Here is a 14074-nt window from a genome sequence, read left to right on the forward strand (position 1 = left end):
CATTTACAGTTATACTAGCTGGGTTATTATTTCTTAAAAGTGTGAATAAAAAATAACAATTAGGCATAAAAAAGGCAATTATGAAATAACTTTTCGATGGTATCATTTTAAAAAAAAATCGATGCAACTGGTCTATAATTCCATTTCTCGGGACCTATTGACGCTATTTCCACAGCAATCCATGTCATAAAAACCTAAAAAGCAGCCATCGAAAGCCTCCCTTATTTCTTTTAAAATTACACATAGCAAAAGGGGCTATCTCATAACTTGAGTTAGCCCCTTTTCTTATATATCACCAAAAAATGGTTTAATTCATATCCTAATTGATATAAACATCAACCTTCTCTAGCATTATTTATTGATTTGAACCCATCCGGTTCTGGTCTTGCCATGCGCTATAACCACGTAGTAATACGTACCATCAGGCAATAGTTTATCTCCTTTTTCCTGCCCATACCATTGGTCAGTATAAGCACCTTGGAACGAATAAACTTCTGCGCCATAACGGTTATATATCACCATACTGCTCACCCCGTGTTCTTTTAGATCAAAGCGATCGTTTAATCCATCGCCATTAGGAGAAATTCCCTTTGGAATCGGACAATCCTTATAACTGACCTTAAAGCTACTCTCCTCAACACACAGACCGTCATTAGACGAAGCATAAATGTAGACGGTTTGTGTATGCGGTAACAAGCTACCCACAGCCAACTCCATTCCCTGTCCACCAGCTTGAGTAAAATACTTGTTATGAGCCGATAGCGGAGCTAGTATATGCAAGGAACACTCCAATTCTACATCGGCAACGATGTCGGCTTTTACAGCAGCGGTAATGATAACTTTATAAGAAATTTCCTCATAACAACCGTTGCCATTGTCTTGTAAAACATAGATCGTGTGCTCTGATGCTTCAGTTAAAATATCACCTGCTTTATAAGCAATACCCTTAGCTGCAGATTCAGAATAGTAATACTGATTTGCCTCTAAATCGGGCAGCGTATACGTTGCACAGATTTTCACCTGCTCTCGAGCTGCTGGAATTATTCCTTTGGTCGCTCTTAAGGTCCATTCAAAGATTTCTGAACAGCCCGTACGCTGGTCAATAACTTTAATATACAACACGACATCTGTTCCTTTGGTTTCTACATCATAAGAAGTTGGATCCGCTATAGCACCGACACCGGCAACAGCATCTTGCTTGGTTTTGTAATAAAACATCTTATAATTAATAGGATCCACCTTGATCAACATATCCGCTTCTACCGAAGTTAGGTCGACTGTCAAAGTATTTAAAGTTTTTCGACAAATCGGAAGCACCTTAGGAGCAGCAACGACTGTTGATATATCTGGATAAATCTCCACTTTTATACTTCCTACAACCTCACAGTCAATAGCACTATATTTACCAACGACCTTATATTGTCCGGTTTCAAAAACTTCTAAATCCGGGCTAATTGCCCCCGGTATTACTATGTTGTCTTTATACCATTTTATCACCACTCCTTCTGTACCTAATCCAGATTTTAAAATCCTTGATTCTCCACCACATATCGCATTGCCATTTTCTACAAGCATATCTGCACCTAAATCCAAATTACCCAAGTCAAAACTTCCTGCATTAAAGAAAACAGCAGAGGTATGTTGAACATTAGGACAGAAATCCATTACGGCTAATTTAATATGATATTTACGCCCTGGAATAACGGTTACTGTTTCTGAACTCATCGCCTTGGTAAGTCCTACTAAGTCGATAGAGGCCTCTAACGGGCTGTCTATATCTCTAAAGTACTTCCAAAACCATTCTGGATTAACACTAGTACAAGGCGCTTTCGATTTCTCTACATCGCGAATAGTATTGATAGCAATAGGGATTTTAGTTCCCGATATTTTCGCTAAGTTTTGACCTTCACCCGTAGTACTATCTACTAACCAAGCGGCAAACATCGCTCCAACATTACACACTTCTCCGCAACTTTCATCATAGCTATTTGAAGCAAACAGGTAATCAAATTTTATTTCTTCCTTAATCGGAATAAAATCAAACTCAATCTGTGTTACACGTTTGTCGGGATAAGGACCACCACCCGCATCATCAATGGCATCATTAATATCCTTATCTCCTACCCAACGCTCTTCATTACCACCGCGATCTACGTAATACCCTTTATACGGACCTGGAATATATTCCACTTCATTGGTTCCCAATACAATTCCTTCCTTAAATGGGAAATCAGATCCTGCTTTATTAAAATATCCCACCGTATTATAGGTCATGGCTTTAGCTCCACCATCACCATTCTGATATCTTACATTGGACACCAAGTCGCAATTGGATTTCACCAAAATGTCTTCAACCAGCTCTTCAACAGTGTATTTATCTCCACTCGGACTCACCTCTAAGGGTGTGAAATTTCCAGTAGTAATACACACATTAAAGATAAAATCAGTCTGACTTATATCCTCGACCCCTAAACGCAAATAATACTTTTTACCCGGCACAAGTTTGTTCATAACGGCACTATTTTCCTCTGGAATAAAAACGAAGCAAGCTAAGGGTGTATTAGTAATAGCAGCACAAGGCTGATCGTATAAAGCTCCTTCTATCCCAAGGCTACTGATGTTTCCAGAAATACTTTGTAAATCCTTGATCGTCAAAAGATGAACAATAGCCGTTGCTGTAAATTCAAACCAAACATCATAAACAATACCCGAGCTACAAAATGGCGTGACATTGGAAGATTTTGTCGCTGCGAGTACACTAGCCGGAGTACTTTTTAAACACGCTAACCCGGAATTAACCGGAACATTAAAGGCTCCATTACATTCATCATTAAGCCCAACTTTGGTTGAAGTATTAACTGGAGTAGACCAGTCACTGTTGGTTTTTCCACCGGTACATTTAGCCCTTACGTAAATGGTATAAGGCTCACCCGGACTTAAGCCAGCTATGGTTGCTTTTGGAGCTCCGTTTACCGTAAGTGATTTTACCGGTATAGCCGTTTCATCACCACCAAAATCCACTACAAGAACTTCCCAACTAGTTATTCCACCCAGTTGTTGCCATTCTACATCCACACTATTACTGGTCTGATTTGACGTAGTTACATAATACGGTTCAGGACAAGTTTCAATTTTTTTAACCACTACATTATCGATTGACAACTCTGCTGAACCGACTGAAGTTAAATGCCAACCTATATTTGAAGTACCTTGAGTACTGTTAAAAAAGACTACTTCTTCCTTCCAGTTACCGGTATTAAATACCGCCTCAGCAACGAGCGGTGTTGTAAATTGATCTACATCCACTCCTGCGTTCGATAAGGAGACTCCAAATTTCGCTCCATCATCCGATGTCCAATAATGGTACTTCAAGATATAACTCCCGTTGTCCATTTTTAAATCTGGCGATATCAACCAATCATCAGAAATCACTTCGCCAAGCCAATCCCACACCCCAATATTCATTGCTTGATTACCTTCATATTTAGTAAAGACACCAGGTCCCCATAAATTTCCTCCCCATATTGGATCACCATCGTCATTTCCATCAATGATCGTCCAACATCTCAAGGTTTTTGAACTGCTATTAAAGCCTTCCCAAAAAGGCGTACTATAAATATCACATAAGGTAGAAAAGTTAAATGGCCCTGACCAAATACTATAGGTTCCATTGCCGCAAACCGTACGAACATAGAATTCATAATCCGTATTAGGCACTAAATTAACCCCCGAACTTTCTTTAGTAAGGATATTTTCCTTTTTACTAACCAAAGTTCCACTTCCCGCTGGAACTCCTTTGCCCGCTTCTTGCAAAACATATTCCCAATTGGTCGCCTTGAAATCATCGGTCCAAGTAACCGTTGCCTTGTTTTTTGTAACATCTTTAACACCCAAATCTATGGGTTCAGGACAGGTTGCCACTTCCTCAAGAACAACATCATCGATAAAAATATCTATGGAACCCAAGCCCTTAGTATGCCAAGCTAAGTTAACATTTCCGTCAAAACCGGTAATAAAGGCGGTTTTTGACTGATAATTAATCGACTTATAGGATTGATTTTTAATTAATTCGTTCTTAAAGTCAGTCGGGTTAATTCCAGAATTAGAAAGTAAAACCTCAAATTCGTTATTGTCTGAAGACATCTCCGTTTTAAAATAATATTTCAATCTATAGATCTTCGCTTTACTTAATGAAAATGTCGGAGAAATCAACCAATCGTTACTTTCCTGATCATCATTATTATACGAATAATAATAAATGCCGTGAGAGCCTTCAAATGGGTCATAATCTGTAATGCTCCAAATGTTTTCTCCCGCTGGAGAAGTAGCATCCTTATTTTCATCTATAATCGTCCAACAATAAACGCTGGTGGAATTAGAATTAAATCCTTCTTTAAAAGGTACTGGAATAATATTACACAGGGTTCTGAATTTATATGGTCCGCTCCAAAGACTAAAAGTTCCATCACCACAAACCGTACGCGCATAAAACTCATAAGCCGTGTTTGGGTTTAAATTCTTACCCGCCTGATCCTTAGTAACCAGATTTTCCTTTTTGGAACTTGTAGTTCCATTCCCCACAGGTGCCGTACCTCCCTGATCTTGAACTACATATTCCCAATTTTTACCATAAGCATCGTCCCACAACAGGGTCACAGTGGTTTGCTTTAAATCTTTAGTCCCCAAATTTAATGGTTCAGGACAGTCTTTTACTTCTTCAATAAAAACATTATCGACATACAAACTAGTTGATTCACCTCCGTCAGTAGTTACGTGCCAACCAATATTAACGTCGCCTGCAGTAGATGCAATTATAAGGGTTTCCTCTTCCCATACATCACTACTATGTCCTTTTTTTGTTGCTAAAATCTGAGTAAAATTGGCTAGGCCAGCTCCCTTGTTAGACAAAGCAACTTGAAAATCATTTTTATTAAACGCGTCTGTTTTAAAATGATATTTTAATCTATAAAACTTTTTTACATCAAATTTAAACCTTGGCGAAATCAGCCAATCGTCGTTCATAGCCCCCTCGGTATAACCATAGAAATACATCCCTTGGTCACCTTCGAAATAATTATAATCATTAACTCTCCATATATTACTATAGGTATCGGCATCCATATTATTATCTACCACAGTCCAACAACTGGCTGTGGCTGAATTGGCATTAAAGCCTTCCCAATAAGGCAATATACCAAATTCACAAAGTGTTTTGAATTTGACAGGTCCAATCCAAAGACTGTTTTTACCTGCGCCACAACTTGCTCTTACAAAAAACTCATATTCGGTATTGGGTTGCAAGTTCACACCACCTACACCACTACTCGTCTTAGTAACCGTAATTTTATTACTATTTGCCAACAAACCACTACCTACCGGAGCTGGTCCTGCTCCCTCAGGTTGTACAAAATATTCCCATTTGCTGTTGTTAGTATCCGTCCAGGTAATAGCTGCCGAATCTTTTTGTAAGGCATCAATTACGACCTCATTATCGGGGCCCATACACGATACTTCTTCAATCGTAACCAAGTCAATATTGACAGCAACCCTGCCTTTTGCAGTGATGTGCCAAGCGATATTTATTTCACCCGTTTCTCCACTAACATATAAGATTTTCTTTTTAAATGCATTGTTTTTATGCGTTGCTTTTGTTTGTAATACTTCCGTAAAATTAGTGAGTCGCGTACCCTTATTTGAAAGTAAGACCTCAAATTCGTTGTCATAAGAGGCATTTGTTTTATAGTAGTAACTAACCGCGTAAATGCCACCATTCATTTTAATCGCCGGCGAGATTAACCAATCGTCATGCGTAGTAAAAGAATCTCCTCCATAGAAGGACATAGCCATATCTCCCTCATGTGTCGAATTATCGTTTTGTAACCAACCGTTTTCTCCACTCTCGTACTGATCCTTATTATTGTCAATGATCGACCAACACGTAAACGTTTTAGAACTGACATTAAAACCTTCTGTAAAAGGAGCACTGATCACCTTACAAGCTGTTCTAAAACTAAAAGGCCCTATCCATTCACCAAATTTACCACTGACACACTTTGCGCGAACATAGTAATCATAAACGGTGTTAGGTAAAAAATTCTTGTTGTTACTGTCCTTAGAAACCGTAACCTCCGATTTAGCAACAGCCGTACCTGCCCCTGAAGGCCCGCCCCCATCTTCTTCTTCTACATAGTATTCCCAAGCCGAATTAACCACATCTTTCCAATAAATTGTCGCCTTATCAATCTGTATATCCTTTACATCTAAATCCATAGGCTCCATACAAGCGAGTTCCTCTATAGAAACATTATCTAGATATACATAATTCAGATAAGTACCCGTAACATGCCATCCTAAATTAACATCGCCTCCAAAATTGGTTATATAAACCATCTTCTCTACCCAATCGTCATTATAATAGGTTTTCTTAGCAACCAATTCTTTTGTAAAATTAGCAACTCCCACTCCCTTATTAGAAGCCAGCACTTCAAACTCATTCTCATACCAGCTATCAGTCATGTAATGATATTTCAACTTATATGCTTTAGTCGCATCCATTTTTATAGTCGGTGATATCAACCAATCGTCATTTTTTGAATTTCCTTTAATGTACATAGACTGATCTCCCTCTAAGAAGTCATCTACATTGACTCTCCAAATATTGGTTGCCATTGGAGCGGTCGCGTCTTTATTGGCATCGATGATGGTCCAACAAGCGAGATTGTCAGAATCCATATTAAACCCTTCCCAAAAAGGCAATCCCAATACATTACAAACGGGTACCTTTAAAACAAGTACGGATTTGAGATTAAAATAGGGTTGCAATACCAATTCTGGGGCGTATGATCTGTCGAGCCAAGTGAACCAACTCGTATCCGTTTTTTCTCCATTCTTATTCGCATACACAGCACTTCCACATAATAGAAATAGCGTTGCCAATAAAGTTGTGAAAAATAAAATATTTTTCTTCATGACTAATGTATTAATTGGTTAATCCGCATCAAATATATTCTTTTTAGAGATATTGCTAATATTTTAATATAATTATTTTATAAAATAAAAAACAAGACGCACTAGTTAACAAAACATTATGTCAAAAAATACAGCAAAAACTGCTACTGAGGCAACAATTATCCTATTTAACTACATCGATAATCGTTGGTTCAATTTTGCCTTATAGCTGAGGATTACATACCAAAAACAATAAGGGCTATCTAAAAGACAGCCCTTATATGCAATGAGACGTACAAACACAGACCTTTTACAGCTGTGTGTATACAATTATTTATTGATTTGAACCCATCCAGTTCTGGTTTTTCCATGAGCTATAACTACATAGTAGTATGTACCGTCAGGGAGTTGTTTTTCGCCTTTATCCTGACCATACCATTGATCGATATAATCCCCTTGAAACGAATAAACTTCTGCACCATATCGGTTGTAAATCACCATACTGGTTACCCCATATTCTTTAAGGTCAAAGCGATCGTTAAATCCATCGCCATTAGGAGAAACCCCTTTTGGAATCGGACAATCTCTATAACTAACCTTAAAGCTACTTTCATCGACACACAGACCGTCATCAGAAGAAGCATAAATATAGATGGTTTGCGTATGCGGCACTAAGCTCCCCACTACCAATTCCATTCCTTGACCACCAGCTTGAGTAAAATACTTGTTATGAACGGATAGCGGCGCTAATATGTGCAATGAACATTCCAATTCTACATCGGCAACGATGTCAGCTTTTACTGCCGCTGTGATCGTCACTTTGTAAGAAATTTCCTCATAACAACCGTTGCCATTATCTTGTAACACATAAATAGTGTGCTCACCCGCTTCGTTTAGAATATCTCCGACCTTATAGGTGGTTCCTTTTCCGGCTGATTCCGAGTAATAATACTGGTTTACTCCTAAATCTGGCAAGGTATAAGACGCACAAACTTTCACATGCTCTCTAGTTTCAGGAATTATTCCTTTGGTAGCTTTTAATGTCCATTCAAAGATTTCAGAGCAGGATGTACGTTGGTCAACAACTTTAATAAACAGTATTACATCTGTTCCGATTGTTTCTACTCCATAAGAGGTCGGATCGACTATAGCAGCTACACCAGCAACAGCATCTTCTTTCGTTTCATAATAGGACATCTTATAATTTATCACATCTACTTTAGACAACATTGCAGGCTCAACCTCAGTTAAATCTAACACAATCGGCGCTGTCGCTTTTCGACAAATAGGAAGAGACTTAGGAGCGGCAACCACTGTTGAGATAGCCGGATAGATCTCGATTTTTACCGAACCTGTTGATTCACAATTTAAATCTAAGAATTTCACCGTTATTTTATAAGTTCCCGTTTCAAAGACCTCTAAATCTGGTTGATCTGCACCCGGAATTAAAACATCATCTTTATACCATTTTATAACAACACCTTCAGTCATTACACCAGATTTGATGATTCTAGATTCTCCACTGCAGAGCGCATTACCTGTCTCTACCAGTAAATCATTACCCAGGTCAATTTTTCCCAAATCAAAACTTCCTCCTCTTAAAAATACCGCTGAGTTATAACCGGAATCGCGATAGTCTGCAATCGCCAGTTTGATATGATATTTCTTTCCTGGCTTAACAGCAGATACTGCTGTCATCGGTACGGTCATACCTGAGTAATTAATTGGATTATCTTGTAAAGGCAACCCAATTTCACCATCGTAGTACTTATCAAAATACTGTTCATTAAGACTACCACAAGTTAAGTCACCTTGATATTTTTCATCGTGAATAGTCGTTACAGAAACTGGGATATCCGTATTTGGAATTACCGCTAAATTGGTCATTTCATTGGTTTCAATATCGGTAAGGAAAAAGGCAAACACATCCGAGTAATCGCATTGGTATGATGGCCCATATTCATTCGATGCAAATATAAAGTCGAATTTTATGCTATCTGTGATTGGAATAAAATCAAATTCTATCACTGATGCGTTAAAATTCTCATCGGGTTGTCCGTTTTGAAATAAAAGGTTTTGCAAATCTTTATCACCCAACCAGCTCATGGAACCGTCTGTTTGATTCTGATAGTCGCCAGGTCCTTTTGCGGTTTCAACCCCATTTGTTGCCAATACAATTCCATCCTTGAACGAGAACGAGGACTTATTCTTTTCAAAATAACCAATACCATTCGGTTCACTTGCATAATTAGTTCCGGTATGATAGGTAACGTTAGAAACCAAATCACAGTCAGCTACTACCAATACCTCTTTAACCAATTGTTCTACCGTATACTTCGTTCCCGAAGGACTTACATCAATATAGGACGGCGAGTTGATACATAAGGTAAAATAAAAATCTGGAAATTCTTCTGTTGTAGCCAAACGCACATAGTACTTTTTACCGACAACCAAATTTTCCATTAGGTAGTATTTCATGAAATTTTCCAAATCAAAACACATCAAAGCTGTATTACCAATAGTTGAACAATCTTGATCATAAACAGAAACATATATCGTTGGGAATCCAGCACCTGAAATACTGAAGAAATCCGAAATATTCAACATATGTGTAGTATTGGTCGCTGTAAATTCAAACCAAGCATCTTTTTTTACATCTTTTGTTCCGCAACTAGGCTCTAATTTTGCTGAAACCTTGGAACCAAATAAAGTCCCCTGCACATTTTTTATACATTGTGCATCCAAATTAACGGGTATGTTTAAGGCCCCATTACAGTCGATGTTAACACCTATTTTTGTTCCAGTATTTACTGGCGACGACCAATCACTATTTGACTTGCCGTCCGGACACTTGGTTCTAACATATACGGTATACTTTTTACCCGGATCCAATCCATTAATCGTCGTTTTTGGATTTACAGTAACGTTTGCCGTTTTCACAGGAGTCGCCGTTATATCATCTCCATAATTGAGTACTATTACTTCCCAAGAAGTAATTCCACCATCCTGCTTCCAGGTCACATCAAAGCTATTAGTTGTTTGATTAGTTACCTTAACAAAGTAAGGTTCTGGACAAGTCGTTACCTTCTTTAGAATAACGTTATCGATATAAACCCCTAGAGCCCCCTCAGCATCAACGTGCCACGCCAAATTATTCGTACCGGCAACAGCCGTAAAGAATTTCACTTCCTCAACCCAATTCGAATTGCTATATTCGCTAGGAGCAACAATGGTCTTGGTAAACTTATCTACCGTCTTACCACCATTAGACAAAAGCACTTCAAAGCTTCCGCCATCCCAAGGAGAAACCTTGTAATGATATTTTAAGACATACATGCTGTTTTCCATCACTAAATCCGGAGAGATCAGCCAATCATCGCTGATGGCATCTCCGCCCCAATCCGAAACATCAATAGCCATCGCTCGATTACCTTCATATACAGAGTATTTATCAGTTGCCCACATATTTCCTCCCCAATCTGGATCACCATCGTTATTGCCATCTAGTATCTCCCAGCATCTTATAGTTTTCGAATCGGTATTAAAACCCTCCCAGAAAGGTGCTACATATACATCACAAAGCGTTACAAATTTGAAAGGTCCTGCCCAAATACTAAACGAACCATTACCACACACCGTACGAACATAATACTCATAGTCGGTATTCGGTTCTATGTTTTTACCAGCCTGATCTTTTAAAACAATATTTTCTTTTTTAGTGGTAACCGTTCCTCCAGTAGTTGGAACCCCAGTACCTGCAGCTTGGACAAAATACTCCCAGCTTGTTGCTTTAAAATCATCTGTCCAGGAAATAGTCGCTTTTTTGGCCTCTACATCCTTAACATCTAAACTCAATGGCTCCGGACAACCGATCACTTCCTCGACAAATACATTATCGACATAGACCTCTTTCGATCCGACACCCTTAATATGCCACGCCAAGTTAACATTGCCATCCAAGTTCGTGATAAAAACGATTTTTTGTTGATAAGTATTTGAACTATAAACCTGATTTTTAACTATTTCCTTTTTAAAATCTACTGGTTTTATACCCGAATTGGAAGCTAAAACCTCAAAATCACTCGCATCAGCATATCTGCCCACTTTATAATGATATTTCAATCTGTAGATTTTATTTTTATCGAACTTAAAGACTGGACTAATCATCCAATCGTCAGTTTCAATTGCCTCATCATAATCATCGACTTCGAATGCCATACCATCACTTCCCTCGTATTGGTTGTAGGTTGTTTTGATCCATTCACCACTACCCGTACTTCCATCTCCATTTCCGTCAATAAACGTCCAACAATAGATCGCCGTTGAATTGGAATTAAAACCTTCCCAAAAAGGCAGTCCAATGACACCGCAGGCCGTTCTAAACTTAAATGGTCCAGACCAAATACTAAAGCTTCCATTACCACAATCCGATCTGACGTAATATTCATATTCCGTGTTCGGGAGCAAGTTGTTGCCCGATTGATCTTTGGTAATCACATTTTCTTTTTTGACCGTTGCTGTTCCAGCGGCTACAGGTGCTTTGCCCCCCAATTTTTGGACGACAAATTCCCAGTTCTTACCAACTTCATCAGCCCAGAATATCGTAGCCGCATTTTCCTTATGGTCTTTACTGTCTAAATCTACCGGTTCGGGACAACCAATTACCTCTTCAATAAACACGTTGTCAATATACAAATCCGTATAACTACTTTGTGTACTAACATGCCAAGCCATATTAATATTTCCAGATATGTTTCTTAAAATATGTGTTTTCTCCTGCCAATTACCGTTAGTATAACCCTTTTTAGACATTAAATTTGTCGTAAAATCACTAAGAGCAATGCCCTTATTTGAAAGTAGCACGTCAAAATCGGTTTTTTCGGATGGACTTGTCTTATAATGATACTTTAATCGATATACTTTGCTAGGGTCTAGCTTAAAAGTAGGCGAGATCAACCAATCGTCGTGTTCTTCACTATCCCAACTACCCGAAAAATGCATCGATTGGTCCCCTTCAAATTTCTGAAAATCGTCTACCATCCAAATTTTATTATAGTCACCGCCATCGTTATTATTGTCAACAATAGTCCAACAATCCAAATCTTTTGAATCGCTATTAAAACCCTCCCAAAAAGGCAAAGTACCAATAGCACAAGGGGTTTTAAATCTAATGGGACCAACCCATAAACTGGTCTTACCTGCACCACAACTGGCTCGTACAAAAAATTCATACCACGTATTGGGTTGCAAATTTGCACCACCTACACCCGTAGTTTTTGTCACATCGGTAGTGGGCTTATTCGCTATCAATCCACTACCTACCGGAGCAGGTCCCGAACCGTCCAACTGTACATAATACTCCCAACTCGTATTTTTTGTATCGGTCCACGAAACAGTAGCCTTGTCTTTTTCTAATTTACTAACAGTCATCTCCTCTTCAGGCGCGTAACAGGACACCTCCTGCACAGAAACCAAATCAACATAAACTTTTGATTCTGCCTTACCCATTATATGCCAAGCGATGTTAACATCCCCCGTAATGTTTTGAACATATAGTGTTTTCTTTTTATAGATGTTTGTGTTGCGCTTTTCGCTAGCCTCCAATTGCATTGTAAATTCTGTTGTATTGACCCCATTTTTAGAAAGAACTACTTCGAATTCATTACCGTATGAATTCGAAGTTTTATAATAATAAATAATAGCATAAAGGCCGCCATTCATTTTAATACTCGGCGAAATCAACCAATCATCATGAGTCCCTGCACTGCTTGCCCCATTAAAATACATTACACGATCACCTTCAAAGGTATCGCTGTTGTATTGTTTCCAAATTTTACTGTCTGTCGCAGAAGCTGCATCTTTATTATTATCAAATATCAACCAACATCCATAGGTGGCAGAAGTGCTATTAAATCCCTCTACGAAAGGGGCATTAATCGCTTTACATAAAGTTTTAAAGCTAAAGGGACCTATCCATTCTCCAAAAGTACCGTTGACACATTTGGCTCTTGTATAAAAATCATAAATAGTTCCTGCTATCAAGCTTTTATTGTTATGATCTTTAGTGACATTAACTTCAGCAGTAGTAATGGAAGTTCCTGCTGCTGTAGGCCCATTGCCTCCAGTATCCTCCACATAATATTCCCATGAAGTATTCACTAGATCTTTCCAATAAACTGTGACCTGATCTATTTTTAAATTTTTAACAGCTAAATTCTGAGGCTCTACACAGGCAACTTCCTCTATGGATATAGCATCTATGTTAACACTTGCATTAGATTTAGCAGTAATATGCCAAGCCAGATTTACATCACCCCCAAAATTGGTAATAAAAGCAGTCTCCTCGATCCAATCAGCGCTTTTATAAATTTTACTCGCTACCACCACTTTGGTAAAATCCGCAACGGCAATCCCTTTATTCGAGGCAACCACTTCAAATTCATTATTGCCATAAGTATCGGTCATATAATGATATTTTAGTTTGTAGGTTTTTGTTGCATCTAATTTTAAAATGGGAGAGATCAACCAGTCATCATTTTTTGAATTCCCATAAAAATACATCGACTGATCACCCTCAGAAAAATCATCATCATCCGTTGTCCAATTGTATTTATCCTTATTATTATCGACTATTGTCCAACACGTAAACGTTGTAGAATCCGTATTAAAACCCTCCCAGAAAGGTAATACTTGCACGGCGCATGGCGCTGGCAACGCAGTCAATTCTTTAAAGTTAAAGTAGGGCTGTAAATTCAACTCTGGCGCGTAAACCTTCTCAAGCCAACTGAAATCGCGCTCTATATTCTTCTTAATATCTCCGTTTGCAAAAGCCGCCCCGTTACAGGAAAGCAAAAGTACCAATGAAAGAATACGAATAAAAAGTATACTTCTTTTCATATCTAATAATTATTATGGTTAGTTCTTATCAAATATATAAATTTTAGAATTACCATTAACAAAATGTATCTTAAATTTTTAGACACAAATACTTCATAATTATATGATTTAGCCAAAAAAAAAATGAGCTTATTTACCGCAGCTATTTCATCGTTTTCACAGAACCTACCGCAGATTTTTACTAAAAAAGGCAGGTAATTCCCTACAGAACTACCCGCCTTTAATGTCA

At 38.3% G+C, this 14074-nt stretch carries 2 protein-coding genes; both read right to left on the reverse strand.

The window, feature by feature from the left end; translation table 11 throughout:
- Positions 1–351 precede the first annotated feature (351 nt).
- Positions 352–6969: a choice-of-anchor J domain-containing protein gene (locus L1275_RS04190; RefSeq protein WP_253470133.1), complete on the reverse strand. Its 6618-nt coding sequence runs from the start codon at positions 6967–6969 to the stop codon at positions 352–354.
- A 309-nt stretch (positions 6970–7278) separates the two neighbouring features.
- A complete protein-coding gene (locus tag L1275_RS04195) occupies positions 7279–13845 on the reverse strand; it encodes a choice-of-anchor J domain-containing protein (protein ID WP_253470135.1) in 6567 nt (2188 codons plus the stop codon).
- Positions 13846–14074 lie beyond the last annotated feature (229 nt).

Source organism: Flavobacterium sp. HSC-61S13 (genome assembly GCF_024171535.1).
Taxonomy (GTDB): domain Bacteria; phylum Bacteroidota; class Bacteroidia; order Flavobacteriales; family Flavobacteriaceae; genus Flavobacterium.